This window comes from Cupriavidus sp. 05N39 (genome assembly GCF_056397325.1).
In genome coordinates, this window is record NZ_JBFTNE010000053.1 from 27,971 (window position 1) to 54,536 (window position 26,566).

The 26,566-nt window shown below is 66.1% G+C and carries 23 protein-coding genes; 6 read left to right on the forward strand and 17 right to left on the reverse strand.

Annotated features, from left to right (window positions below; all coding sequences use genetic code 11):
• Positions 1-15 precede the first annotated feature (15 nt).
• The 7 genes from AC1DN0_RS23900 to AC1DN0_RS23930 form a co-directional block, all read right to left on the reverse strand.
• A complete protein-coding gene (locus AC1DN0_RS23900) occupies positions 16-2,550 on the reverse strand; it encodes an ankyrin repeat domain-containing protein (RefSeq protein WP_441628344.1) in 2,535 nt (844 codons plus the stop codon).
• Between the two features lie 61 nt (positions 2,551-2,611).
• On the reverse strand, positions 2,612-3,100 hold the full coding sequence (locus AC1DN0_RS23905; protein WP_441628342.1) for a GNAT family N-acetyltransferase: 489 nt from the start codon (positions 3,098-3,100) through the stop codon (positions 2,612-2,614).
• Positions 3,101-3,357: 257 nt separating this feature from the next.
• Positions 3,358-4,353, reverse strand: a complete 996-nt coding sequence (locus AC1DN0_RS23910; RefSeq protein WP_441628340.1) for a Bug family tripartite tricarboxylate transporter substrate binding protein — start codon at positions 4,351-4,353, stop codon at positions 3,358-3,360.
• A gap of 49 nt (positions 4,354-4,402) precedes the next feature.
• Complete coding sequence (locus AC1DN0_RS23915) at positions 4,403-6,790, reverse strand: acyl-CoA dehydrogenase family protein (RefSeq protein WP_441628338.1); 2,388 nt, start codon at positions 6,788-6,790, stop codon at positions 4,403-4,405.
• Positions 6,791-6,882: 92 nt separating this feature from the next.
• Complete coding sequence (locus tag AC1DN0_RS23920; RefSeq protein ID WP_477146056.1) at positions 6,883-7,653, reverse strand: enoyl-CoA hydratase/isomerase family protein; 771 nt, start codon at positions 7,651-7,653, stop codon at positions 6,883-6,885.
• A gap of 5 nt (positions 7,654-7,658) precedes the next feature.
• Positions 7,659-8,900, reverse strand: coding sequence for a CaiB/BaiF CoA transferase family protein (locus tag AC1DN0_RS23925; RefSeq protein ID WP_441628334.1), 1,242 nt, complete (start codon positions 8,898-8,900; stop codon positions 7,659-7,661).
• Between the two features lie 92 nt (positions 8,901-8,992).
• Positions 8,993-9,967: a Bug family tripartite tricarboxylate transporter substrate binding protein gene (locus AC1DN0_RS23930; protein ID WP_477146057.1), complete on the reverse strand. Its 975-nt coding sequence runs from the start codon at positions 9,965-9,967 to the stop codon at positions 8,993-8,995.
• 217 nt (positions 9,968-10,184) lie between these two features.
• Between AC1DN0_RS23930 and AC1DN0_RS23935 the strand changes: the two genes are divergently transcribed.
• Positions 10,185-11,156, forward strand: a complete 972-nt coding sequence (locus AC1DN0_RS23935) for a LysR family transcriptional regulator (RefSeq protein ID WP_441628330.1) — start codon at positions 10,185-10,187, stop codon at positions 11,154-11,156.
• A gap of 114 nt (positions 11,157-11,270) precedes the next feature.
• Here the strand turns inward: AC1DN0_RS23935 and AC1DN0_RS23940 are convergent, their stop codons facing one another.
• From AC1DN0_RS23940 to AC1DN0_RS23960, 5 genes are all read right to left on the reverse strand, one after another.
• Positions 11,271-12,056 (reverse strand): DUF4410 domain-containing protein, encoded by a 786-nt coding sequence (locus AC1DN0_RS23940; RefSeq protein WP_441628328.1) that lies wholly within the window; start codon positions 12,054-12,056, stop codon positions 11,271-11,273.
• Positions 12,057-12,344: 288 nt separating this feature from the next.
• Complete coding sequence (locus AC1DN0_RS23945) at positions 12,345-13,673, reverse strand: ATP-binding protein (RefSeq protein ID WP_441628326.1); 1,329 nt, start codon at positions 13,671-13,673, stop codon at positions 12,345-12,347.
• Positions 13,673-14,386, reverse strand: a complete 714-nt coding sequence (locus AC1DN0_RS23950; RefSeq protein ID WP_441628324.1) for a response regulator — start codon at positions 14,384-14,386, stop codon at positions 13,673-13,675. Before AC1DN0_RS23950 ends, AC1DN0_RS23945 begins: the two co-directional genes overlap by 1 nt.
• Before the next feature lie 26 nt (positions 14,387-14,412).
• Positions 14,413-14,706 carry an EF-hand domain-containing protein gene (locus AC1DN0_RS23955; RefSeq protein ID WP_477146058.1) on the reverse strand — a complete coding sequence of 98 codons (294 nt, stop codon included), beginning with the start codon at positions 14,704-14,706 and terminating at the stop codon, positions 14,413-14,415.
• A 62-nt stretch (positions 14,707-14,768) separates the two neighbouring features.
• Positions 14,769-15,707 carry a hypothetical protein gene (locus AC1DN0_RS23960; protein WP_441628320.1) on the reverse strand — a complete coding sequence of 313 codons (939 nt, stop codon included), beginning with the start codon at positions 15,705-15,707 and terminating at the stop codon, positions 14,769-14,771.
• Positions 15,708-16,025: 318 nt separating this feature from the next.
• Between AC1DN0_RS23960 and AC1DN0_RS23965 the strand changes: the two genes are divergently transcribed.
• Positions 16,026-16,943 carry a sterol desaturase family protein gene (locus AC1DN0_RS23965; RefSeq protein ID WP_441628318.1) on the forward strand — a complete coding sequence of 306 codons (918 nt, stop codon included), beginning with the start codon at positions 16,026-16,028 and terminating at the stop codon, positions 16,941-16,943.
• Positions 16,944-17,005: 62 nt separating this feature from the next.
• Here the strand turns inward: AC1DN0_RS23965 and pip are convergent, their stop codons facing one another.
• Complete coding sequence (gene pip, locus AC1DN0_RS23970; RefSeq protein ID WP_441628316.1) at positions 17,006-17,965, reverse strand: prolyl aminopeptidase; 960 nt, start codon at positions 17,963-17,965, stop codon at positions 17,006-17,008.
• A gap of 245 nt (positions 17,966-18,210) precedes the next feature.
• The gene (locus AC1DN0_RS23975) at positions 18,211-19,542 is read right to left on the reverse strand and encodes an aminotransferase-like domain-containing protein (RefSeq protein ID WP_441628314.1); all 1,332 of its coding nucleotides are present in this window, start codon (positions 19,540-19,542) and stop codon (positions 18,211-18,213) included.
• Here AC1DN0_RS23975 and AC1DN0_RS23980 point away from each other — a divergent pair.
• On the forward strand, positions 19,541-19,735 hold the full coding sequence (locus tag AC1DN0_RS23980; RefSeq protein ID WP_441628312.1) for a hypothetical protein: 195 nt from the start codon (positions 19,541-19,543) through the stop codon (positions 19,733-19,735). The genes AC1DN0_RS23975 and AC1DN0_RS23980 overlap by 2 nt on opposite strands.
• 161 nt (positions 19,736-19,896) lie before the next feature.
• Here AC1DN0_RS23980 and gdhA read toward each other — a convergent pair whose 3' ends face one another.
• On the reverse strand, positions 19,897-21,240 hold the full coding sequence (gdhA, locus tag AC1DN0_RS23985) for an NADP-specific glutamate dehydrogenase (RefSeq protein ID WP_477103059.1): 1,344 nt from the start codon (positions 21,238-21,240) through the stop codon (positions 19,897-19,899).
• 367 nt (positions 21,241-21,607) lie between these two features.
• On the opposite strand from gdhA, the gene AC1DN0_RS23990 reads away from it, so the two are divergent.
• Complete coding sequence (locus AC1DN0_RS23990; RefSeq protein ID WP_441628308.1) at positions 21,608-22,258, forward strand: HugZ family pyridoxamine 5'-phosphate oxidase; 651 nt, start codon at positions 21,608-21,610, stop codon at positions 22,256-22,258.
• Positions 22,259-22,268: 10 nt separating this feature from the next.
• Here AC1DN0_RS23990 and AC1DN0_RS23995 read toward each other — a convergent pair whose 3' ends face one another.
• Positions 22,269-23,024, reverse strand: coding sequence for a DeoR/GlpR family DNA-binding transcription regulator (locus AC1DN0_RS23995; RefSeq protein ID WP_441628306.1), 756 nt, complete (start codon positions 23,022-23,024; stop codon positions 22,269-22,271).
• A 45-nt stretch (positions 23,025-23,069) separates the two neighbouring features.
• A complete protein-coding gene (locus tag AC1DN0_RS24000; RefSeq protein ID WP_441628304.1) occupies positions 23,070-23,717 on the reverse strand; it encodes an IclR family transcriptional regulator in 648 nt (215 codons plus the stop codon).
• 107 nt (positions 23,718-23,824) lie between these two features.
• Here AC1DN0_RS24000 and AC1DN0_RS24005 point away from each other — a divergent pair, with 107 nt between their 5' ends.
• Positions 23,825-24,799 (forward strand): Bug family tripartite tricarboxylate transporter substrate binding protein, encoded by a 975-nt coding sequence (locus tag AC1DN0_RS24005; RefSeq protein ID WP_441628302.1) that lies wholly within the window; start codon positions 23,825-23,827, stop codon positions 24,797-24,799.
• A 34-nt stretch (positions 24,800-24,833) separates the two neighbouring features.
• Positions 24,834-25,709 carry a TauD/TfdA dioxygenase family protein gene (locus tag AC1DN0_RS24010; protein WP_477146059.1) on the forward strand — a complete coding sequence of 292 codons (876 nt, stop codon included), beginning with the start codon at positions 24,834-24,836 and terminating at the stop codon, positions 25,707-25,709.
• Positions 25,710-26,566: the final 857 nt, after the last annotated feature.

A 26,566-nucleotide genomic window follows, 5' to 3' on the forward strand; every position in this document is an offset into this window, starting at 1 on the left:
GCGACCGCGCCGCGTCTACCGGACGGCAACGCTCCCGGCCACGCGCCGCGCCAGCTCGTCGGCCCGCTCGCCGGCAAAAGGCCTGGCGCGCGCCGTCATGCTCATATCGCAGTTGCCGGCCCTGGCAGCGCCATCCATCACCTGGCTAACCGCGCCCGCCAGCTCCGGACTGGCCTCGGCGCCACGGCCCAACCGCCACGACAACAAGTCCGCCACCGCCATGCCGCAGCGCCGCGGGTCGCGATACAGCGCGCCGTCGTGTGCAAGCAGCATCTTCACCTTGGCTTGCTGGCCCATCATCATCATGGTCACCAGCGGCAAGGCATCGGGCTGGTCCACCCCTGCGATACGCACGCCCGCATCGGTGCGGTCGGTCTGGTCGGCACCTGCCTTCAGCCATGCCAGGTACAGGTCGTCCGGCAGCCACGGCAAGCTCAGCGGCGCGATGCCGTTGTTCTTCATGCCTTGCGCGCTGTCCAGGTACTTCAGGCTGACGCCGGCGGCAACCATCCGCTCGCCCACGGCACGCGCGCTGGCCCGCAGTCCGTCCCAGGCAGGACTCTCCTTGCTGGCGGCCGCGCGCAACTCCAGTTCGCTCCACGTACGCAACAGCGCCGACATGGGCTCGCTGGTGAGCGGCGCCGCCGGCTTGCGCGAAGCCTGCGCCAGCCGGTCGACCAGCGCCGGCTGCAGGTAGCGCGCGGACAGGCTCAGCGCTTCGTCCATGCCGTTGCGCGCCACCCCGGTCTTGACGCCGTAGCCGCCCACCGAAGCATCCGCGCCATGATCGAGCGCAAAGGCCACGCGTTCCGGCACGGCAAGGGCCGCGCCCGGCTTCAACTCGGCGTACGACGCGCGCAGCGCCTCCAGCAAGGGCGTTTCCCACTGGGGGCTAGCGCCGTAATACATGCGGATGTACGCCGCGTTGATGTCGGCGCCCCTGGCCAGCAACTGTTCGGCGAACCAGCGGGTACGGTAGTTGGAGATGGCTGCGTGCAGCACGCTGCGACCCTGCTTGTCGCGCGCGTTCGGGTTGGCGCCGTGGGACAGCAGGTACTCCAGCGTGTCGCGATCGTCGCCGTAGTAGGACGTACGCGTGATCAGCAAGGGCGTGCCGTTGTGGTCGGGCGCCTCCACCGAGGCGCCCGCCGCCAGCAGCATGTCGGCGATGGCGTAGCGCTGCGCCGGGGGACGCGTATCGCGCCCGACCGGCATGGCGCCGGCCAGCATGGCCCGGCCCGTGCCCGGCCCGTCCGCCTTGGCGCCGGCTGCCAGCAAGGTGCGGACGATCTCCGCCTGCTTGTGGTACACCGCCGAGCCCAGCGCCGACACGCCATATTCGTTGACCCCGTCCGGATCCTGGCCACGCGCAAGCTGCGCGCGCACCGCTTCCAGGTCGCCCGCCTTGATCGCCGCGAAAATCTCCAGCCGCGGCCGGCACGTGGCCGGCGTCAACGCCGGCTCGCCCAGCGCGGCGCCGATGCGGGCTGCCACGTTAGACGGGATGGCCGTATTCGACGCCATCCGCAGGGTGCAGTACTGGCGGTAGTCCTCGCGCGCCAGCGCCAGGTAATAGTCGCGCCTTTGCGGCTCGCGTTCGCGTCCGCTTTGCTGCCAGCGGGCATCCGCGCGGTTCAGGTAGGCGGCGGTACGTGACGGGTCCCGGCGCAGCACCTCGCCCAGGATCAGGTCGGCCTGGGCCGCGTCGCCTGTCTCGGCCAGCCAGAATGCATAGTCGTTCAAGGCGAGCAGCGTGCCGGCGCTTTCGCCCCCGGGATCGATCTCGCGGTAGTCGTGCTCCATGACGAAGGTACGCAGCTGCGCCAGCGCGCGGCCGAATTCCGCCGTCTTCGCGCGGGGTATGGCACGCGCCGCCTGGTGCAGCGCGCGGAAGGCCGCCAGCGTATCGGCGGGCGCCTGCTGCACGAAGCGCACATCGGGCGGCACGGCCGCAAGCCGGCTCGGATAGCTCACCAGGGCGCCGCGCAAGGTCGCCATGGCCTGGGCCTGTCGTGCCGCGTCCCAGGGCCGCGTGCTCGTCACCGTGGCCGTGCCGGCATCGGCGCGCACCGTGGCGGCCTCGCCCGTGGCGTCGACAAGGTAGCCGTTCACCTGCTTGCCATCGGATTCGCTGTAGGCATAGGCCACCCAGTAGAAAACCTGTTCGCCCCTGGGCTGGGCCACCGTCACCCTCTCCTCGCGCGACGCACGCCATGCGTCCGGATCGATCACCAGCGCCGGCGAGCGGAACGCCAGCGCGTATGTCCCGCCTTCGCGCAGGTAGCGATAGAAAAACAAGCGGTTCTCGACCTGCCCGACCAGCAGCGCATCGCGCGCGTTCTCGGTGCCCCACACGCGCCGCTCCGGCGCGTTCAGGGGATACCGGCCCAGGCGCATGGCGTCGATGACTTCGCCGATATCGTAGGCCAGCGCGGCAGGCGGCATGCCGGCGGTGCAGGCGAACGCCAGTGCCACGGCGCCGAGCACGCGGGAAAGCCGGGCAACGCGGCGGCCTTGTCGGGAACAAATGATGGGGGGAGTACGGAACATCCTGACTGGACAAAGTGACGAGCGAGGCAGATGATACCCGGCCCGCGCGTCACCGCCAGGGCTATTTGCTCCGTGTGGCCGCGGTCTGGCCGGCCGGCCGGGCCGCGTCCTTTTGCATGAACACGCTGAGGGGGTCGTCGGCGTAGGTTCCGAACGGCCCGCACCGGACGTAACCCGCCCGGCCGTACAGGGCGAGTGCCTCGGGCTGGCTCACGCCGGTCTCCAGCACGAAGCGCGGGCAGTCCCTGGCGATAGCTTCGCCTTCGAGCCGGGTCAGCAGGGCCAGCGCAATGCCGCCGCCGCGATGTTCCGGGCGCACGTACATGCGCTTGATTTCCCCGAACTCCGGCTGCAAGACGATCGCGCCGCAACCGACGGCAACGCCCTGCCCGTCCCGCACCACGGCAAACAGCACGTTGGGTTGCGACAGCGCCTCGATATCGATGCCGTGATGGCTCTCCGGCGGATATAGGGGCTTCTGGTACGCGTCGAGTTCGTCGATAAGCCGGATCACCTCTGCTTGCGTCGGGCTTTCAAGCGCAATGTTCATGCTGGATTTCGAAAGTTGATATGGCTGTCAGCTACCCGGCGGCACCCGGCCGGTCAGCACCGGCGCCATGGCGGCGCATCAAATTCTATCCGAGGCGCACAGCCTGCATGACGGCGCCGGGGAATCCCGCGAAGGGGCGCGCGCCTTCATGGAGAAGCACAAACCCGACTTCCCTGGCCCGCGTTCGGCGTAGCCACGGCTTCCGCGCGCCCTGCCCGGCTACGGCGGGGTCGGGGAGTCGGCGGTAGACATATTCGTCAATCAAGCGTCATGTTCGATGCGCGAATGACTTCTCCCCACCTTTCCCGCTCGCCAGCCACAAAGGCGGAAAACGTTGCCGGTGACTGCCCGCCCGGAATCCCACCCATTTGCCGCAGCTGTGACAGGAGGTCGGGATCGCGCATGGCTGCCGCGAGGTGGTGTTCCAGCTGGCTGACGACGGCGGGAGGCGTTTTTGCAGCGACGAAGATGCCAATCCATGCCGTCGAGACGAAATTGGCAAATCCGGCCTGCTCCATGGTCGGCACATCGGGCAGGCTCGGCACGCGCTGCGCCGCGGCCACCGCTAGTGCGCGCAGCTTGCCGGAGCGGATATATGGCAGCGCCTGCGTCAGATTGTCGAACTGGAACGTCGTTTCCCCCGCAAGCAAGGCGGTCGTGGCAGGCGTGGAGCCTTTGTATGGCACGTGAATGGCATCCGTGCCGGTGCGTATCTTGAAGAGTTCGCCCACCAGGTGGCTGGTCTGGCCGATGCCCGCGGAGCCGAAGGACAGCTTGCCGGGGTGTTGCTTCATCTGGGCGACAAGATCAGCCACGCTCTTGACCGGCGACTGGGCATTGACCACCAGGACATTGGGAAAGGCAATGACATCGGTAATCGGCGTCAAATCCGATGGTTGGTACGTGAGGCGCTTGTAGGCGCTGTAGTTGATGGCTTGCGGGCCAACGTTGCCGGCCAGGAGGATATAGCCGTCGGCCGGCGCACGCAAGGCGGCTTGCGTACCGATGATGCCGCCACTGCCGGGTCGGTTGTCGACGACGATGGGCTGGCCCAGGCGTGCACCGAGCTTTGATGCCAGCAGGCGGATGGGAATGTCGATCGTACCGCCAGGCGCACCCGGTACGACGATCGTGACCGGTCGTGTCGGCCAGGCGGTCTCGGACTGCGCACCCGCGACAGCGGAAAACGCCAGCGCCACAAGGCCGCAGGCGAAGGACACTACCGGACGTCCCGATGGACAGAGTGCTCTCATACTGTTTGTCTCCTGGATGTACTGCTTCGGATTCTCCGACCGATCCATGTCAGGGCACGGGTGCCGCATCCGCGGCCTCGGCGAAGCGGCCAAGGTGCATGGCGGCATTGCCGAGCAGCAGCTCATTGCCGATGAGCCGTTTGCTGTAATGGCTGACCGGCGTCTCGTGTTGCAGTCCGACAGCGCCATGCAGCTGCAAGACATCAAACGCGATAGCGCGACCAGCCATGCCGGACAGGTACTTGGCCGCGCTGACCCGGCGCCTGCGTTCGCCGGGGAGCGCGGCATGCCAGCCGATCAATGCCCGCCGCACCAGATGACGTGCACCGCTCCAGGCGCGATAGTGATCGACCACGCGATGCTGCAAGACTTGCTGTTCCGCCAGGGTGCGTCCGAACTGCTTGCGTGTGCGCAGGTACTCGACGGTGATGCCCAGCACGCGCCGCATGGCACCGACGCTTTCAGCGCACAGGGCGATGGTGGCCAGTGCCATGGCATGCTCCATTGCCGCCAACGCGTCGTCCCCCCGGCCGATCAAGGCGCCGGCCGCCAGCGCAAGGCCGTCCAGCCGCACGTCAGCCGCGCCGCGCGCGTCGTGGAGCTGATAAGCGCGTACCACGACACCACCGGCTTCCGCCGGCACGTCGAATACCCCAAGACTGCCGTCTTCCAGCTTCGCGGCGACGATGAAGTGGTGCGCCTGGGCGCCACCCATTACCAGTGGATTGAGACCATCGAGCTGCCAGCCTCCACCAACCCGCCGCGCGGTGATCGTCGGGCGCAGCGCCCGCCCCGCGACGGGCTCATCGCCGCAGGCCACCGCGCAACGCGCATCGCCACTGGCCAGCGCCGCCAGCCGCGCATCGCGCGTGGTGCTGGCCGGCAGCGCGAGAAGGGCCTGGACCCCGAGTACCGCGCTCCACGGAAGAGGTTCCAGCACGAGCGCTTCCCCCAGTGCTTCCATTAGAGGCAACAGGTCTTCCATGGACCGGCCCAGGCCGCCAAACGCTTCCGGCATTGCCAGGTTGGTCAAGCCCAGACCGATGAGACCTGCCCAGGCCTCATTGTCGAAGCCGCCCTGCATGCCGATGATCTTCTGCCGGCGCTCGAAGCTGTAGTGGCCATCCAGCCAGCGGCGCACGGTATCGGCCATCATGGCCTGCTCTTCGCCGAGATGATCGTTGCGCGGCCGGTCGAGCTCGGTCTGCCCGGCAAATATTGCCTTTGCAACGATCTGGCGCTGGATCTCCGAGGAACCGCCCGCCAGCGAGCTGCCACGATAGCGCCACATATGCAGAGTCGTGTTGCCTGCGTGGGCCGAGGGCTCCTGCCCGGCTTGCGGCCGGCCTTCCAACGCTTCAGGATCGAACGGCATGGAGGCGGCACCATGCGCATCCATGCGGAACAGATGAAGATCCTGCAGCAACTGAATGCCTTCGAGTTTCAGCAGGGACGCTTCGAGGTCGGGACTGCCCCCGTCCGCTGCCTGCCGCACGGCCGGCCACCACGCCGCATCGAGCGCGCGCAGGCGAATGTCCAACGCGGCGTGGCGGCGCGCGACCAGGGCATGCTCAATGGCGTGCTCCATGTTCCCAGGCTGGCCTTCCTCATTGCGCCGCGCCCGGACCAGTTCCGCGGCGCGGGCCAACTCCGCCTTGCACTCAGCCACCCGAGCCACGAACAGGCGTTCGATCACCAGCAGTCCCTTGGCGATGGCCCATCCGCCGTCCGCTTTGCCGACCAGGTTGGCTTCAGGCACCCTCACATCGTCAAAGAACATCTGGACGTGGAACAACGCGCCGTTGATATAGCGGATCGGCCGTACCGTCACGCCGGGTGAGCGCAAGTCGATCAGCAGCACGGAGATGCCATCCTGCTTGCGCAACGCGGTCGGATCGGTGCGTACCAGCACCAGGGCCCAGTTGGCCCAATGCCCCAGGCTTTGCCAGATCTTGGAGCCATTCACGATCCATGCGTCGCCATCGCGGCGTGCCGTGGTGCGCAGCGCGGCCAGGTCCGAGCCGGCGTCGGGCTCCGAATAGCCCTGTGCCCAGAAATCGTCAAAGGAGAGCATCCCGGGCAGGAATCGGCGGCATTGCTCCTGTGTGCCGTGGCGGATCAAGGTTGGGCCGATGGTATCGATGCCGAGGTTTTCGATATATGGCGCATCGCTGGCCGCCAGCTCCTCCCGGAAGATGGCCTGTTGCACCAGCGACCATCCCGGCCCGCCGTGCCCGGCCGGCCAACCCGGCGCCGCCCAGCCGCGCGCATGCAGAATGCGATGCCATCGGGCCGCCTGCTCCCGGGTGACAAGGCAATGGGCGCGCGTCGCAGCGCGGATATCGGGCGGCACCGCGTCCCGCAGGAAGGCGCGGATTTCCTTGCGGAATGCCTCGTCAGTGCGTTGAACCGATCCGGTGTCTGACAGGTGCGACATCTTCTGTTCCTTCATGGAGGTTCGATTCGGGCAACAGGGTCCGCGTGGCGCTTATCGGCGATTGCCGAATGCCGATTGCCGATTGCCGGATATCAGGTTTGCCAGCGGGGCTTGCGCTTTTCCAYGAACGCCGCGAGGCCCTCTCTTGCATCTTCGGTCGCGATGACGTTGCCAAACGACTCGACAGCGGTAGCCACGCCGCGACGGTAGTCGGAGTCGTTCGCACGCATGAATGCCAGCCGCCCCATCCGCATGATCTCCGGCGACTTCCGGCACAGGACCTGCGCCAGTGCGCGCGCCTCTTCCATGACGTCCTGCTCGGGAACCACGCGGCTGACCAGCCCCAATGACATGGCTTCCTCTGCGTCAAAGGTGCGCCCCGTGAACAGCAGGTCAAAGGCGCGGTGCCGGCCAACGATGCGAGGCAGATGTGTGTAGTGAATGGCCGGCGTCAGCCCGACATCGATTTCCGGATAGCCGAAGGAAGCCGTATCGGCGGCGACAATCATGTCGCAGTGAATGGCCAATGTCATGCCACCGCCGCGCGCGGTGCCGCCAACCGCTGCAATGGACGGCTTGCCAAGGCGGAATTGCGCATCGCACAAGCCGTTGTACAGCTTGTCGACCAGCGCGTAGCTGCGTGCTGGCGAAGCGCCAACCAATTCGCCCAGCTGCAGCCCGGCGCAGAATCGCCGTGGCACCGCGCTGCCAAGGATCACCGCGCGTACCGCGCTGTCTTCGGCCGCGCGGTACAGCGCCTGCAGCAAGGCGTCAATCATCTCTTCATTCAGCGCGTTGACGGGTGGGCTGTCGAGCAGGATTTCCGCGACGCGGTCGCGAACCTCATAGGAAACGGAAGACATGGCAGTCACTGGTCCGTAAGTGGCAAAGCTGTGGGCCCGAGGCTGGCTTCGGGGGCGTTGGCGGCAGCGACCACGCCGCTGGCCTTGAGTTCGGCAATGGTGCCGGGTCCATAGCCAGCCTGGCGCAACACCTCATCGGTGTGCTCGCCGAGCAGGGGGGGCGGACGGTTTGCCTTGCGGTCTTCACCGCGAAAGCGGACTGGCAGGCCGATGTTGCGGATCTTGCCGAGCACCGGGTGCTCGGACTCGACAATCAGGCCGCGCGCATCCAGCTGCGGATGCGCCAGCGCCTCACCCAGCGTATGAATCGGGGCACAAGCCACGCCGGCTTTGCGCAGCGCATCCAGCCAGTACGCAACCGGCTGCGTGACGATTCGCGCCTGCACCATGGCCACGGTTTCGTCGAAGTGCGCGACGCGTGCCGCGTTGGTGGCAAACCGGGGTGCGTCGACGGCGTCATGCAGCCCGGCAACCGCGCAGAAACGCCGCCACTGGGCATCGTTGCCGACGCCGATCATGACCGGCCCGTCGGCGGCCTCGAACACCTGATAGGGCGCCATGGCTGGATGCGCTGTTCCCATGGGCCGTGGCAGCTTCCCGCTGCACCAGTAGTTCTGCGCCAGATAGCCCATGAACCCCATGGCCGTGTCCAGCAACGACACCTCCAGCAGCATGCCCTTGCCGGTCTTCTGGCGCTCGAGCAGCGCGGCCAGGATGCCGCTCAGAGCGTGCATGCCGGTACCCAGGTCCACTGGCGAGAAGCTCGCGCGCGCGAGCTTGCCGCCGGATTCGCCCATGGTGCTGACCATTCCGCTGAACGCTTGCAGCATCACATCGTAGCCAGGCTCCTTGCCTAACGGCCCCGCACGCCCGTAGCCTGAGATTTCGCAGTAGATCAGCGCCGGGTTCCGCGCCGACAGCGTCTCGTAGTCCACGCCCAGCCGGGCGGCGGCTCCGCTGCCGAAGCCCTGCAGCACGATGTCGGCGCGGGCCGCCAGCGTTTGCACGATCTGCCTGCCCTCCCCGGTCTTCAGGTCAACCGCCAGGCTGCGCTTGTTGTGGTTGACGGCCAGGAAGGTGGCAGACTCGCCGCGGTCCTGTGGCAACCACGCGCGCGTGTCATCACCGCGGCCCACCGGCTCGACCTTGATGACTTCGGCACCCAGCTCTCCCAGGTATTGGCCGCACAGCGGGCCGGCGAGCACCTTGCTCAGGTCCAGTACGCGAATTCCCTGTAGTCCAGTCATGTGTATCCATCCGGAGCGGTTCGATGCCGGCACCGTACCGCGCGCGGCATGGTGCCAACGTACGGGGCCGGATCGCGGCCCCGCGGGCTACCCTATTCGGGCTTGATGTCGATGGAACGCGCCAGCGCCGTCCAGCGTGCGGAATCGCGGTTGACAAAGTCCTGGACGTCCGCCGGCGCCAGTTGGAACGGTTCGGCGCCGCGCGCAACCAGGGCCTTGCCGAAGGCGGCATCCTGGGTGCATTCGGCAACGGCCTCGCGCAGCGCCCTCACGACAGTGCCCGGTGTCCTGGCCGAGACTTGCAGCGAAAGCCAGAACTTGAGGTCCAGCGCCGGGTAGCCAGCTTCCTGCAGAGTCGRCACATCCGGCAGCAGGGGGGAACGGGCGGCCGAGGTGATTGCCAACGCCTTGAGCTTGCCGCCCTTGATCTGGCCGATGCATGTGGTCATGCTGTCAAAGAGAAAGTCCACATTGCCCGCCATGACATCGCTGCTGGCTGGCGCGCTGCCCTTGTAGGGCACCGGCACGGCGCTGAATCCGGCCTCCTTCAACAGCAGGGCGCCATAGATGTGCGGGGAGCTGCCGGCGCCATAGGTAGCGTAGCTGAGGCGGTCCGGCCGCTGCCGGCCAAGCCGGACCAGGTCGCCCAGGCCGCTGACATCGAGCTTGGTGGGGTGTACCACCAGCACGTTCGGCACGGTGGCGATCACGCCGACGGCCGTCAGGTCGCGCCGTGGCTGGAAGCGCAGGTCGGGAAACATCAGCGGGTTGACGGCATGCATGCCTACGGTGTTGAGGAGGATCGTATAGCCATCGGCGCTCGCATCCAGGACGCTTTGCGTACCCAGGTTGCCGCCGGCTCCGGGCTTGTTCTCCACCACGACCGGCTGGCCAAGCCTCTGTGCCAGCGGCAAGGCGATCTGCCGCGCCACGAAATCACCGGGCCCGCCGGCCGCAAATGGCACGACCAGCCGGATTGGCCGCGAGGGCCACTGGCTCGCCAGGAGCGGGCGCGACAACAGCGCGACACCTGTGCCTGCCAAAAAAGTACGGCGAGTGATTCTCATCACATCTCCCATCAATGTCGGCGCCGATCCGCGTACGCCGCGCGGCGGGCCCAGGACCGCACTATTGCTTTCCGCGGGATATATGTCCAAGATATATTCTTTATGCCGGCTATCATTTCGCGATATACCCTCGGAACCGGGGGGTTGCGAGACTGGACTGGCGCAGTCGCACGCGCCGGCATAGCACCGGCAGCGATGATGGGAGACAGCATTGGGAATGCCGGTAGATCTGCGTGGGTTGCAGTGCTTCCTTGCCGTGGCGACGGCAGGCTCGATCTCTCGTGCGGCGGAAGTCCTGCACATCGCGCAACCCGCCCTGAGTATCCAGATCAGGCATCTGGAAGAAGCGCTGGGCGTGGCGTTGTTCACGCGCAGTCACAAGGGCGTGGTGCCGACCGCGGCTGGCCAGCGCCTGGCGATTCACGCCCGCGACATCCTGAGGCGACTCGACATTGCCTGCGAGCACGTGCGTGACGTGATGAACGATCCCGAGGGCCGGGTGGCGATCGGCCTGCCGCAATCGATGGCCAAGATCCTGACGGTTCCGCTGGTCCGGGAGACCATCCGGCGCTGGCCCAAGGTGCGGCTGCAAGTCATTGAACTCAGCACGGGCTACATCCCCAGCCACCTGCTGACCGGACATATCGACATCGGCCTGACGTTCCAGAACAAGACCGATTCCGGCCTGCTGTGCAGCCATCTGGTAGACGAGGATCTTGTCCTTGTGGCGCCAGCGGGGCAGTTCGCCAGCGGCGGCAAAAGCGCCATGCCGCTGACCAGGACTGTCCGCTTCCGGGACCTGAGCAAGTATCCAATGATCCTGCCTGCCGGTGAGCACGGACTTCGCGCCCTCCTCGACGGCTATCTGCGGGCACACGAAGTCGACCTGCGCATCCTGGCCGAAGTCAATACCATCCCGGAGCTGATTGCACTGGCGTCGGCGGGTATCGGCTACACGGTGCTCTCCTACGCGTCGGTCTCCTCCGAAGTGCTCCAAGGTCTGCTGTCGGCAGCACGCATCGGTCAGCCAGCCGTTTCACGCCCGGTCTACCTGTGCCGCTCGGCCACCATGCCGCTGTCGATTGCGGCGTCCGCGGTGCAGGAACTGCTGGTGGAAACCGTGCATGCCCTGATTGCGGATGGCAGCTGGCCAGCGGTCATGCATGCCAGACAACAAACAGCGACATAGCGCGGCCTGCCGCCTCAACAAGTCACAAGACCAGACAAGTCGCCCAGATCAAATCCGTATCCGGGATCAGCCATTTGGTCCAGGCAGCGGCCGCGCATTGCTCGCATGCTCCCCTCAATCCGCCTGCCCGACCGGCATCCATCCGTTCGCAGAGATCGCGGCCGCCACCTGTTTCGCAATCGAATCGCCCAACCGCGCGGCATCCGCGGAAATGCTGTCGCGCTTCGCCTCGGACATGCCATGCAGGCCCGAGTCCGCCGCGGCGGACTCCGCGAGATGGCCCGCGGCCGCGCCGACGCCGGCAGTCTCGGCCACGCCCGGCATGTGGCCGCTGTCCGCATCGGCGGAGAAGCTTCGCAGCAGCACCGGCGAACCGTTCGCGGGCTTGTACATGATCTGGACCGATGCGCGAACCTCGCTCTTGCCGGCGCCAAGACCGACCAGCAAGCGACGCCGGCGCGTACCCTCATCGATCTTCTGGAAGCCTCCCTCGACGATCAGCGCATTGCTGTCCGCGGGCACGGGGCCGTCCGCGCGTACCACGTGCAGCCCCATCGACTGCAGTTTGCGCACGATTTCGTCAGACACCTGCTCACGCGCTTCGCGCGCCTTCTGGGACTGCTCGCTGGCGGCCGAACCGCCAGCGGCCATCGTCTTCAGCTTCTGGCCCATGCCGCTGTCCAGTTTCACCTGATCCGGGCTCGCATCGAACGAATACACATAGATGACGTCCGCGCGCACCTGCGCCTGGACGCTGGCCTGGCTCACGCCTTGATTCACGCCTTGATTCACACCTGTATCGCCCCAGGCACAGCCCGCCGTCAAGAGCGATGCCGTCGCGAAAGCTGCAACCGCCACGCGCGTGGCGCGGTCTGCGAGGGATTTGAATGAAGTCTGCATGTCGATCCGTCCTCGGCACCATCGTGCCGTCAATTGCCGTAAAGCCGTAAAGCCGTAAGAATGTCGCCGACAATCATTCGATCCGCAGGATCACAAGCCATCGGAGATCACGCCTGCCAGGGTGCGGCTCATTGGCTATCGGAGTCAGCCGCAACCCGCTGAAGCCAGTATGGGAGAAACCGGCTACGCCCGCCATGCGGCAATTATGTCGCCCGATGTCACCCTTGCCTTGCGCTCGGGCATATGGGACGCATGGCTGCGTCGATGCGTGGATGCGTGAGCTCGGCCTTACGCGAAATGCCGGTCAAGCGGCAATGCCACGACCGCTTCGAGACCGCCACCGTCGCGTGCACGGAACTGCAGTGAGCCGCCGTGCAGGCGCGCGATGCGTTCGACGATCGCGAGCCCGAGGCCGGTGCCGCCCGAATGGCCGCGCGCGTTCCTGCCGCGGCTGAAGGGTGCCTTGAGCTGCTCAAGCTCCTCCGCGCCGAGGCCGCTGCCCCGGTCGCATACGGCCACATACGCCGACTTGCCTTCGGCCCAGGTATGGATGAAAAGGCCGGTTCGGCCGTAGACGACCGCGTTCTGCATCAGGTTCATCAGCAGGCGCATCAGGCTCACCGGCCTGAACGAAATCGCCGGTATGTCGCCGAGCGACAGCTCGAATTCATGCCCGAGCCCCGCAAAATCCGCCGCCAGCTGACTGACGAGCGCATTGAGATCGCCAGGCTCCGGCACCTCGCGTTCGCCGCTGCCCGCGTAGTCCATGAACTGCTGAAGGATCGTGTCGATCTGATCGAGATAGCCTTCCACCGATGCCACGAAGGGTTCGTCGGCGCCGCGCGGAATCGCCATCGCCATCGCGAGACGCAGCTTGGTCAGCGGCGTGCGGATGTCGTGCGACACGCCGGCCAGCATCAGCGTGCGCGTCGCATCGGCCTGCTGCAATGCCTGCGTCATCTGGTTGAACGCGCTGCTTACCTGGGCGATTTCCGTCGGTCCGTCGGTGGGCAGCGGCACCGGGGCTTCGCCGGCGCTGAGGTGACGCGCGGCCCGCGCCAGGTCCTGCAGCGGACGGTTGATATGCAGCTGGATCAGATAGCCCGTCAGCGCCGCGAGCAACGCGAAGGCCACTGAAAGCACGAGCGCGGCGGTGATGCCGCTCGCCTGTGCGTCTTCGGCCACCGGCAAGGCGATCCAGCTGGGCGTGCCGGCGACGTGCACGCGAATCCATAGCCGCTCCCCGTCGCCCGTCTGCCATCGCACCGGCATGTCCGGGGGCAGATAGCGTTGCAATGCATCGACGAAGACGTCGCGCTGATACGTACGAAAAATACGGATCGGACTGGGGTGCGGATCCTGTACCACATGCTCCGGCGGCTGCGCCTGCCCACCGAGCCGCGCGGCTGCCGCGCGGCCCTCATCGGGCGGCATGGCGGCAAACACGCCGTCGAGCAGCTTCACGTAATCGGAAAAGATGTTCGCCGCGCGTTCGATGTGCGGGCGCTGCACGAAATGCAGCAAGACAATGAGCGAACAGACCTGCGTGAGCATGACCAGCCCCACCAGCAAGGCGATGTTGCGCGCGAGCAGCGAACGGGGCAGCGCGAGCCGCATTACGACTCGATGCCGGCCACCAGCATGTAGCCGACACCCCACACGGTCTTGATGAAGCGCGGCTTGGAAGGATCGTCTTCGACGATCTGGCGCAGCCGCAGGATCTGTACGTCGATGCTGCGGTCGAGCGCGTCGTGATCGCGGCCGCGGGCCCGCGCAAGCAGGTTATCGCGGCTCACCGCCCGGTTCGGCGACGAGCCCAGCGCATGCAGCAGCAGCATCTGCGCGGAATGCACCTCGACCGGTTCGCCGCGGCGCAGCAGCGCCTGCTTGCCGACATCGAACTCGAATTCGCCGAAGCGCAGGGTCTGCGAGGTCACGGTCGGATCGCCCGCCGCCATTTTCTGGCGGCGCAGCAGTGCGCGGATCCGTGCCACCAGTTCGTCCGGCACGAACGGCTTGGCGAGATAGTCGTCGGCGCCGGTCTCGAGCCCGGCCACCCTGTCGACCGGATCGCCCTTCGCGGTCAGCATCAGGATCGGCAGCGTCTGTCCCGTGGCGCGCAGCCGGCGGCAGATGGTCAGGCCGTCTTCCGGCTCCATCATCAGGTCCAGCACCAGCAGGTCGTATGGCTCGCGTTGCAGATAGCGGTCGAGCTGCTTGCCGTCGGCGATCACGCGCACCTGGAAACCGTGCCCGGTCAGGAACCGCTGCAGCATGTTGCGCAACTCGGCTTCATCATCGAGCACGATAATCCTGTTCACCTGCTCCATGGCGCGTCTCCGGCGATGGCCGGGAATCAGCGGGCCATCATTTTCTGACTCAGGTATTGCTCGATCTGCGGCAACGTGACGTAGCCGGCCCGCTGCGTGTCGATTTCGTCGAAGCGGCTGGCGACCATCGGCATGCCGGCCGCTGCCTGGTCTCGGGTCAGCTTGCCGTCGTGCGTCGTGTTGGCAGTGGCGAAGCGCGTCTRCAATTGCTGCATCGCACGCTCAACCCTTGCGCTGTTTCCTGCGGGCGGCGCGACGCTCTGGGCGGACGCACCTGCTGAAACAATACACAAAATAAGCATCGCGATCATCTTCTTCATGGCTTTCTCCGTGGTTTAGCCGACCCTCGCCGGCGGCGTGGGTGATCGATCCGATACTGCGGTCACGCCCAGTGCGCGGGCACCCAGACGCGGCCGACCCAGTGTCCCGGCACCATTACCGCAGGAGCTGGCGCCCGCGTCACGTAGACGGGACGCGGCGCGTACACAACCTTCGGCGGCAGCGGCGGCGCGACGTACACCACCCTGGGCGGCGGCGGGGCGACGTAGACCGTCTTCGGCGGCGGGGGCGGCGGCACATAGACCACCGGCGGGGGCGGCACATACGCTACCGGCGGAGGCGGCACATAAGCCACCGGCGCAGGCGCGATGACCACCGGCGCGGCACCGACCGCAACCGTGGCACCTACGGTCGTCACCGTGCCACCAGTCGTCACGGTCCCGCCATGCACGACCGTCGTGCCGCCCGCGGTCGTCACGACACCCGGCGCAACGCGGGTCGCGGAGCCCGAGTGCGTGACGGTTTCGCCGTAAGCACCGGTCGCGGTCCCCGAGCGGTCGCACGTAGCGCCGGCGCAGCTGGTCGATGCCGCGTGGCTGACGGTGTTGCCGTTCGAACCGGTGATCGTGCCGGATGACGAGTACTGCCCCGGCGCATCGCGTGTCACGCTGCCCGCCGTGGAAGCGGTCTGTCCGTTGGCCCCGGTGAGGTTGCCCGTATGCGAGCACGTACCGCCCGAGCAACTGGTGTCGCCAGCGTGCTGAACCGATCGGCCGTTCGGTCCGGTTGCCGTGCCGGAGTTCGAAAACTGCCCCGGCGCCGTACGGGACACCGTGCCGGTGTTTGTCGCGAGCCCGCCGTAGGGACCGACGACGCCGCCGGCATGCGAGCAGCTTCCGCCTCCGCATGATCCATAGTGCGCGCCGTTATAGACGCCGTGCGGCGTATAGGCCGTGCCGTGGCCGGACCAGCCCGCGAAGGCCGGGGTGCTGGCGAGGAAGATCAGCGAGGCGGTCGCTGTGAGGAGGTAACGGGGTTTCATCGGATGTCCTTCTGGTTCGGTTCGGGTCAGGTCACGCACCGCGGCGTGGCAACGGGACGAACTATAGGACGACATCGCCAGTTAATCGCCTTGGAAAAAATGTCGCGGTGTTACACCGGACCGCAGAGACGGTGCGCGCCGATTGCCATCCGCCGCGCCCGCAAGCCTCCCCCGCTGGCGGACCGATTCGGTGACATCGGGCGAAATACTTTCCGCCTGTTCCTGGCCGCGCCCGCCCACTAGAGTTGGCTCATCCGGCGCGACGGCGGTCATTCCCGCAGACGGCGCGCCTTCCCCCCGACCTTACCTGTGCTCATCATGCTTACTACCGGAAAAATCACGCTCTATGTCACGTTGTTCATCGTCGCCGTCTCGCTGGTCGAGGCCTGCGTGCTCACGCGAAAGCACCGCAACAGCGGCACGCCGTTCGACTGGAGTGAAACATGGCTGTCGCTGGCCGATCTCGCCGGCCGCAAGTTGTTCGCGCTGCTGCCGCTTTCGCTGGCGACGCCGATCTTCTCTTTCGTCTGGGAACATCGCCTCTTCACGGTCTCGATCAACAGCGCGCTGATGGTACTGCTGCTGTTTGTCGGCCAGGAGTTCTGCTACTACTGGTACCACCGCGCCTCGCATCGCATCCGGTTCTTCTGGGCGACACATGCGGTCCATCATTCGCCGAACCAGTTGACGCTGTCGTCTGCTTACCGGCTCGGCTGGACCGGCAAGCTGACCGGCACGGCGATGTTCTTCGCCCCGCTCGTCTGGCTCGGCGTGCGCCCGGAGGTCGTGCTCGCGACGCTGATGTTCAACCTCCTGTACCAGTTCTGGCTGCACAACACGTGGATGCCCAAGCTCGGCTGGCTCGAATACGTATTCAACACGCCGTCCGCGCATCGGGTGCACCATGCGTCGAACGTCGACTACCTCGACGCGAACTACGGTGGCGTGCTGATCGTGTTCGACCGCCTGTTCGGCACCTATATCGAAGAACGCGCCGACGAACCTTGCCGCTACGGCCTCGTGACGCCGACGCACTCGCGCAATCCGCTCGTCAACCAGTTCGAACACTGGGTCAGCCTCGCCCGGGATATCGCGTCGGCGGGCAATGTGTGGACCGCGATCAACTACGTGATGATGCCGCCGGGCTGGCGTGCGGACGGCACTGGCGAAACCACGGAGAATCTGCGCCGGCAGCACTGCGACGCACGCCACACGGTCTCCGTGAGCAGCAACTGAAAGGGAGCGGCGCGGTCGTGGCGAGTTACCAGCCTCCGCGCCCCAAGGCTGCCAGCGCCCGGCTATGCCCCCGCCGCCGCAAACCTGTCGGTAGCGGCAACCAGCTGATCAAGGATGCCGGGCTCGGTCCATGCGTGCCCGGCGCCTTCGATCAGATGCAGATCGGCATCCGGCCACGCCTGGTGCAGCGCATAGGCATAGCGAGCCGGGCACGGCATGTCGTAGCGGCCGTGCACGATGACACCCGGAATGCCGGCAAGGCGAGGCGCGTCGCGCAACAACTGCCCGTCTTCCAGCCAGCAGCGATGCGTGAAGTAGTGGTTCTCCAACCGCGCGAACGCCAGCGCGAAATGACTGTCGGCATGCTTCGCGCTGTTGGCCGGATCGGGCAGCAACGTGATCGTCTCCCCCTCCCATACACTCCACGCGCGGGCCGCCTCCAGCCGCTTCTCCATATCGCTGCCGGTCAGCAGCTTGCGATAGGCGGCCATCATGTTGCCGCGTTCGGCTTCCGGAACGGGAGCCTGGAATCGGGCCCATTTCTCGGGAAACACCTCCGAGACGCCGTATTGGTAATACCAATCCAGCTCCGCCTGGGAGACGGTATATACCCCGCGCAGCACCAGTTCGCTGGTCCGCTCCGGATACTTCTGCGCATAGGCCAGCGCGAGCGTCGAACCCCACGAGCCGCCAAAGACCAGCCAGCGGTCGGCGTTGGCCAGCTTGCGCAGGCGCTCGATGTCATCCACCAGATGCCACGTGGTATTGGCTTCCAGCTCCGCATGCGGCGTGGACCGGCCGCAGCCGCGCTGGTCGAACAGCATGACGTCGTAGCGCGCCGGATCGAACAGGCGGCGGTGATCGGCCGATATGCCGCCACCAGGACCACCATGCAGGAATACCGCCGGCTTGGCGCCGGGCGTTCCAACGCGTTCGTAGTAGACCACGTGGCCGTCACCGACATCCACCGTGCCGGTTTCATAGGGTTCGATAGCGGGATAGAGCGAGAGAAGTTTTGGCATGGATCAGGTCCGGTCAAGGCGTCCGAAATGCCAGAGTGTATCGCCTGCCGCAACATGCAAGACACAGGGAAAACACCCCATCGGCCGGACTACCGAACGCGGCCCCGTACGATTACGCGGCACGGTTGCAGGAGCGGCCTCGAATGGCCGCTCCCGGCCGCCTGGTGCGGAACCTGCCAGACAGCCTCCCGAAGAGATTTGGCCAGCGAATCCTGCCTGTCGGATTTCATCGCCGCATCCGTGGGTCAGTAGGCCTGATCGGCAACAACACGGGCCACCGTTTCCAGGGACTGCTTTAACGTGGACAGGTCGACGGAGCCGAGTGCCAACCGGATGGCATGAGGCACATGCGCTGCCGTCGCGAACGGATGGGCCGTCGACACGGAAATATGCTCGCGCATCAACGCCATCGCGATCGCGTCTGCCCGAACTTCCTGTGGCAGAGGAAGCCAGACGAAGTACGACGCGGGATGGCTGATCCTTTTCAGCCCGCCCAGGACTTCAGTGGCAAGGCCCTGCCGCAGCGTGGCATCCCGCCGTTTTTCGGCTTCGAGCCTGGCCACGGTGCCGTCCTCGATCCAGCCGCAGGCGATAGCCGTCATGGTTGCCGGGGTGTTCCAGGTCGTGGCCCGGATGGCCCGTTCCAGCCTGGGAACCCATTCGCGCGGGGCACAGACGAAGCCGACGCGCAGCCCGGTGGCGACACTCTTCGAGAAGCTGGACACATAGACCGTCGTCTCCGGGGCCAGCGATGCCAAAGGCGGTGGGGCGCCTTCCGCCAGGAACGCGTAGGCCGCGTCCTCGATGAGCATCAGTCCATGCTGACGAGCCATGGCGACCAGTTCCCGACGCCGCCTTGCGCTCATCACCCAGCCGAGCGGGTTATGGAGCGTCGGCATCGCGTACACGGCGCGTACGCGCCGTCGCCTGCACAGCGCCGCCAATGCGTCCAGATCCGGGCCATGTCCTGCGGCGGGAATTGGGGCGAGTTCCAGCCGATTGACTTCGGCGGCGAGCTTGAATCCCGGGTACGTCAGCGCGTCCACGGCCACCACGTCGCCGGGCTCGAGCAAGGCCATGGCGGTTGTCGTCAGCCCGTGCTGCGCGCCGCTCACGAGCAATACGGTTTCGGCCGATGCCGCCAGCCCCCGGCTAGCCAGGTGGCGCGCCACGGTCGCCCGCTCGTGCTCGCGCCCGCCGTGGGGCTGGTATCGAAGCAGGGCCTCCAGATCGCCTGCGGCAGCGAGCTGGCGCAGCGCTGCACGGAGAAGGTCTGCCTGATCCGGCAACGAGGGATAGTTGAAGCTCAGGTCCACCGTGTCAGCGCTCCAGGCATGCAAGTCAATGCCTTGTCCGCGAGGGAGCGCCTCCTTGACGAACGTGCCGCGACCGGTCTCCCCGCTCACCAACCCCATCGCTTGCAGCTCCGCGTAGACGCGCGTGGCCGTGACCAGCGCCAGTCCTTCGCGAGCCGCGAGCTCGCGGTGCGTTGGCAGTTGCGTCCCGGGACGCAGCCGCCGCGCACGGATATCGGCCGCGAGACGGTCGACCAGTTGCTTGTAGCGGGGCTGAGGCATGCCTGAACGTATCCATGACAATTATTTGAATGTATTGATTATCGGTTCCACGACGGCGCAATACAACGTCTCCACTCGCACGAGGCCTCCCATGCACATCGCCATCCTGACCTTTGAAGGTTTCAACGCGCCAGTGGGGGAAAAGGAGACCTACGTGACGCGCGCGATGGCGAACATTTTGCCGTTCCTCTAATGCGCACGGCGTCTCGACTTGGGAGGACCCGCCCTGGCCGTCAGCGTGACGCTGCCCATCCTGCGATTCGGCGATACACCCAATAAAAAGCGGGATGGCACCACCGCCCATCCCGCTTCGCTTACCACCAGGCTCCCCGGCTTACCCGCGGAAGCCCGCGTTCAAACCACCCCCTGCGCCAGCATCGCGTCCGCCACCTTCACAAACCCGGCGACGTTGGCCCCTTCCACGTAATTGATATACCCGTCCGCCTTCTGCCCGTAGTGGATGCAGTTGCCGTGGATGTCTTTCATGATGGCGTGCAGTTTCTCGTCGACCTCCGCATGGTGCCACGACAGGCGCATGGCGTTCTGCGACATTTCCAGGCCCGAGGTGGCGACGCCGCCGGCGTTGCTGGCCTTGCCCGGCGCGTAGAGGATGCGCGCGGCGAGGAAGCGGTCGACGGCGTCCAGCGTGGAGGGCATGTTGGCGCCTTCGGCCACGCAGAACACGCCGTTGGCGAGCAGGCGTTCGGCATCGTTGCCGTCCAGCTCGTTTTGCGTGGCGCAGGGCAGCGCCACGTCAGCCGGTACGTGCCAGGGTGTACGGCCGGCTTCGAAGTGCAGGTCTTGCTGCGCGGCAAAATCGGCCAGGCGCCCGCGCGATTCGTTCTTGAAGGCCATCAGCGCGGCGAGTTGCTCGCTGTTCATGCCCTTGGGGTAGTGCAGCACGCCGCCGGAGTCCGATACCGTGAGTACCTTGGCACCGAGTTCGATGGCTTTCTCGGCGGCGTACTGGGCCACGTTGCCCGAGCCGGAGAGCAGAACGCGCAGGCCGCTGAAGCCGCGCCCCCGGCGATGGAGCATTTCCTGCGCGAAATACACCGTGCCGTAGCCGGTGGCTTCGGGCCGCATCAGGCTGCCGCCGAAGGCCATGCCCTTGCCCGTGAAGACGCTGGCGGAGCTGTTGGACAGTTTCTTCATCATGCCGGCCATGAAGCCCACCTCGCGCGCGCCCACGCCGATATCGCCGGCGGGCACGTCGGTATCCGGGCCAAGGTGGCGGTACAGCTCGGTCATCAGGGCCTGGCAGAAGCGCATGACTTCGCCGTCGGACTTGCCCTTGGGGTCGAAGTCGGAGCCGCCCTTGCCGCCGCCCATGGGTAGCGTGGTCAGCGCGTTCTTGAAGGTCTGCTCGAAGCCGAGGAACTTGAGCACCGAGAGGTTCACGGTGGGGTGCAGGCGCATGCCGCCCTTGTAGGGGCCGATGGCGGAGCTGTGCTGCACGCGGAAGCCGCGGTTGACCTGGACCTGGCCGCGGTCGTCGGTCCATGCCACGCGGAACTGGATCACGCGCTCGGGTTCCACCAGCCGCTCCAGCAGCGCTTGCTCGCCGTAGCGCGGATGCTGCTCGACGAAGGGCCACAGCGTCATCATGACTTCCTTCACGGCCTGGAGGAATTCGGGCTGATCGGGGTCGCGCCGGGCAACGCCGGCCAGGAATGTTTCAAGGGAAGCGGATGTCACAAGTGTCTCTTCGATTCGATGTGCTGGTGCTTGGCAGGAGACGGCCGCCACGGATACCTGTCCGGCGGGCGTGCCGAGGGATGCCACGGTGCGCCCGGAACGGCTCGGGCGCGCAAACGCGGCAAAGTCCGGCGGCAGCCGCCGCCGGAGCATGTCAATACATTCAGGATTGGGACTGGATGTATCGCCAGGGGCGAAGCTTAGCATTGGCGCGGCCACGCACGACAGTCAAAACACCTTTGATGAGGAGACATATAAAGGCCGCTTGCATGTATTTTTGTGCGATCAACGGCCACATGGAGCGGATCGCAGCGGGAAGCCGCGCGCCGTACAATCGGCGGATTGCTCCCGGACGAGGCTCAAGCGCGTGGAAATTCCCATCGATCAGGCGGTCAGTCTTATCCACGAGGCGGCCTACGGCACCCTGGCCACCAACGCTGCCGCCCTGCCCGGCTACCCCTATGCCACGGTCGTGCCCTTCGTGGCCGACCACGCCAACGCACCCGTTATCTGCGTCAGCGCGCTGGCCGAGCACACCCGGAATCTGCTGGCCGATCCGCGAGTGAGCCTGTCCGTGCTGCAACCGGGCGCCACGGACGTGCAGAACGCGCGCCGGCTGACGCTGGCAGGCGATGCGGCCCGCTTCGAGCCGGGGCCAGCCGAGTTGGCGCGATACCTGCGCTATGAACCGGCTGCCGAGCCTCTGCTGGCCCTGGATTTCCACTTCTTCCGCATCAGCCCGAAAACCATCCGGTTTATCGGCGGCGTCGCGCGCATGGGCTGGATCGGGGACGATGCATGGCGGGCATTGCCGCAGGTGCCGCCGGACACCGAGGCTGGACTCGTGCAAGCGATGTCCCTGGCCGCCCCGGCCGGCGTTCGCGTGCTGGGCGTGGATTGCCACGGCATCGACTATGAAATTGCCGGGCTGCGCAAGCGCCGGGGCTTTCCCGCCGCGCCCATGCCGCTTGAGGCAATGGAAGAGGCAGCCCTCGGGCTTGTGGCCGGCCTCACCTAGGCGCGCCCGTTCAGGCGATCCGCAGCACCGGCCCGCGTTCCTTCAGCGCCGCCGCCAGTTCAGGTTCCGGCGCCATATCGGAGATCAGGTAGGCGGCCTTGTCGAAATGCTTGACCAGCACGCCGGCGTTGCGGCCGAACTTGGTGTGATCGGCCACCACGCAGGCCACGCTGGCGGCCAGCAGCATGCGGCTGCGCAACTCGGCGGCCGAGCGCGAGAAATCGCTCATCTGGCCATCGGCGGTGATGCCGCCGGTGCCGATAAAGGCGAAGTCGGCGTGGTAGCGCGACAGCTGTTCGATGGTGTCCCAGCCGTGGGTAGCGTCCTCGTTATCCTGCAGTTCCCCGCCAAGCACCACTACACGATTGCCGTTGCGCCGTCCGAGCAGCATGGCGATGGTGATGTCGTTGGTGTAGACCAGCAGGTTATGGTGGCCATGCAGGGCCTGGGCCACGGTGTGGGTGGTGGTGCCGTAGTCGAGGATCAGCGAGGCGCCGTCGGGCACCAGCTCCGCCGCGCGCATGCCGATGGCGCGCTTGCCTTCGGCATTGACCGCGGCGCGGGTCTGGGTGTCGGGCTCGGCCCGCTCGGGTGTGAGCGCGCCGCCGTGGGTGAGGATCAGCAGGCCGCGCGCCGCCAGCGCATTGAGGTCGCGGCGGACGGTCTCGCGCGAGACATCGAGTTCGCTCACCAGTTCGCTGATCGCCAGCGCGCCGCTGGCGGCGAGCTGGTCGAGAATGAATTTTTGCCGCTGCTCAGCCAGCACGTGGACTCCGCTGCATAGGAAAAACAAAGGTGGATTCTAACCCCGTCATACCGGGGCCAGCCCGATCAGCCGGCTGATATTGGCCGCGGCCTGCTGCAACGCGGGCACGATCTCGGCGGGGATGCGCTCTGGCGTGGCTTCGCCCGCCGAGGTGGAAATGCCCAGCGACAATGTCCGCGAGCCAGCTGCCGGCAGAGGCACCGCAACCGATACCTGATTGCTCTCCGGGTAGGCCAGCACGCTCCACTCGCCGGGCGGCAAGGGCAAGGCCGTCGCCAGCGCGCTGCCCGCCGGCAGCACGCTGCCCACCCGCAGGTTCATGACCACCAGCCGGCGCCGCTCGGCCGGCGCCATCGCCCGGCCGATGATGATCACGCCCTCCGGATTGGCCTCGCCAAGGTTGGCCGTGCCGGAGTAGGCGTCGGCCAGTTTCTGCAGCCCCTCCTGCACGGCATCGGTGACGCCCAGGCTTTCCAGCGCGGCAAAGCCGATCTCGAAGATACGCGTGGTGAGACGCCAGCGATTGCCTTCCCGCGCCACATACGCATCCTCTTCCAAGGTCAGCAGGAACCGCAGCACGGTGGGGTGCGGCAGGTCCACCGCGCGCGATAGCTCCGCCAGCGTTGGCCGGCCGTTGTGGCGGAACGCTTGCAGGATCGCTAGACACCGCTGGATCGATCTATTATTCTTCATCCGCTATTTCGTTCACCTAGAGCACGCTTCGTTCATTAGGTGAACATACTAAAGCAGAAAGAAGGCGGCGGCAAGCACCGCGCCTCACCGCTCACACAGGAGACAAGATGAAGACCATCGCCCCCGCACTTGCGTCCATCCTCGCCCTCGCGCTGCTGGCCCCGGCCGCACAGGCCGCCGATGCCTGGCCAGCCAAGCCGATCAAATGGGTCGTGCCATATCCGCCCGGCGGCTCGACCGACATGCTCGCGCGCATCGTCGGCCAGAAGCTGGGAGAGCGGCTCGGCCAGCCGGTGGTGGTGGAAAACAAGGCGGGTGCCGGCGGCAACGTGGGCACGGACTACGTGGCCAAGCAACCGGCCGATGGCTACACCATCGTAATGGGCAATATCGGCCCCATCGCCATCAACCCTTCGCTGTATCCGGACCTGCCCTACAACCCGCTCAAGGACCTGGCCCCGGTGACCATGCTGATGGCGGTGCCTAACCTGCTGGTGGTCAATCCAGCGCTGCCGGTGCATTCGGTGCGCGACCTGATCGACTACGGCAGGCGGCAGCCAGCCCCGCTGGGCTACGCGACGCCGGGCGCCGGCACCTCGCTGCACCTGGCGGGTGAGCTCTTCGCCACCACCTCGGGCGTGAAGATGACCCACATCCCCTACAAGGGCAGCGCGCCGGGACTGAACGACACCATGGCCGGGCATGTGCCGGTGATGTTCGACAACATGCCCTCCGCGCTGCCGCTGGTGAAGGCGGGCAAGCTGCGCGCGCTGGCCATCACCAGCGCCCAACGCTCCGCGCAGCTGCCCGATGTGCCCACCATGGCGGAAGCCGGCCTGCGGGGTTACGAGATCGCCGGATGGTTTGGCGTACTGGTGCCGGCGGCCACGCCCAAGGCCATCGTCGCCCGGCTCGACACCGAACTGGAGGCCGTGCTGAAGATGCCCGACGTGCGCAAGAAGCTCGACGAGATGGGCGGCATCGTCTCCGGCGCCGGGCCGCAGGCTTTCGGCCGCTATATCGAAGCGGAATCGCGCAAGTGGAGCACGCTGGTGCGCAGCGCGAATATCACGGTCCAGTAAAGCCACAACCCATCCACCACCAAGGAGACAAGCCATGTCGCAATACCGCCTTATCGATATCCACCCCATTGCCGGCGCGCTCGGCGCGGAAATCCGCGGCGTCGACCTTGCCCGGCCGCTGTCCGACGAGACCTTCGCCGAGATCCGCTCGGCGCTGCACGACAACCTGGTGATCTTCTTTCGCGACCAGGAACTGACGCCCGAGCAGCACAAGGCATTCAGCGCGCGCTTTGGCGATATGCTGGAAGTGCCGTTCATCCGCGCGCTGCAAGGGCATCCCGAGATCCTGCCGGTGATGAAGGGCAGGACCGAGCAGACCAAACGCAATTTTGGCGGGCTGTGGCACACCGACATGAGCTATGCGGAAATCCCGCCGCTGGGGTCCGCGCTGTACGCCCGCGTGATTCCGCCCTATGGGGGCGACACCATGTGGACCAATATGTATCGCGCCTACGATGCGCTGTCGGACGGCATGAAGCAGGTTCTGGACAAGCTGCGTGCCGTGCATAGCCCGGTGCGTTCATACGGCGCCGGCGGCGCGGTCGTCAACAATGGCGATCCCGCGCACAAGATGGATGTACGCACCGACGAGCGCGCCAGTAGCGAGGTCATGCATCCGGTGGTGCGCATCCACCCCGCCACCGGGAAGAAGGCGCTCTATGTCAATAGCACCTATACGCTGCGTTTCGAAGGCATGACCGAGGAGGAGAGTGCGCCGTTGCTGCAGTTCCTTTACTGCCATGCGGTGCGGCCGGAGTTTACTTGCCGGTTCCGGTGGACGCGGGGGGCGTTGGCGGTGTGGGATAACCGGTGTACGCAGCATCTGGCGATGAATGACTATGATGGGTTTGATCGGGAGTTGCATCGGACTACGATTGCTGGGGATCGGGTTTTGGCGGTGGGGGGGTGAAGGTTGGTTGGCTGTTGGGGGCTTTTTTTTGGGGTTGTCGCTACTTTTTTGGGCGGTGTTGGTTTTTGCACCCAAAGGAATACGACATCCCCCCTGCGGGGGGACGCCGGTCACTTTTCTTTGCGTTCGGCGGCAAAGAAAACTAACGAAAAGGTTGGTTGGCTGTTGGGGGCTTTTATTGGGGGTTTTCGCTACTTTTTTGAGCGGTGTTTGTTTTTGCACCCAAAGGAATACGACATCCCCCCTGCGGGGGGACGCCGGTCACTTTTCTTTGCGTTCGGCAAAGAAAACTAACGAAAAGAAAGCCGACCCTGCCGGGGGCAGAGCCATCAGGCTATTCGGCGACATTGATTCCGTCGTACGGGCGGTGGCTTCGGCTGGCATGTCCTACCGACTTCAACGGCGATACCACTGCGCACTACACGGGTTTCGTGGTGCGGCCCCTGATTGCACACCCCAGCGCCCATTCGGCCATCTGCCGTTCGCGGTGCAATGGGCCACGGCATCTCATGCCTTGCTGGTTTCGTGGTTTTGTCTCTGACGGCGAATACCCTGCCATTCGACACCCTGCCGTACCGGCGCTGGCCGTGGCTGAATGCAATCGTCTTCGTTTCGTGGTGGGCACCGTGGCCCGGTCGGCGAACACGGAAGGATCTGGCGCTTCCGGGATTCGTGGTGAGGCCCCCGGTAGCAGACATCACTTGCTTCAAGCCGTCTGTCGCTCGCGTAGTGGCCGCCCACGAAGTTGCAGGCGCACCGGTTCCGTCGTGCGCGCGGTGGCACCGGGTTGATATGCCCAAGACCCTGATCACCGCGCCCGCCCCACCACGAAACCATTGGCAGGCGATGTATCGTGG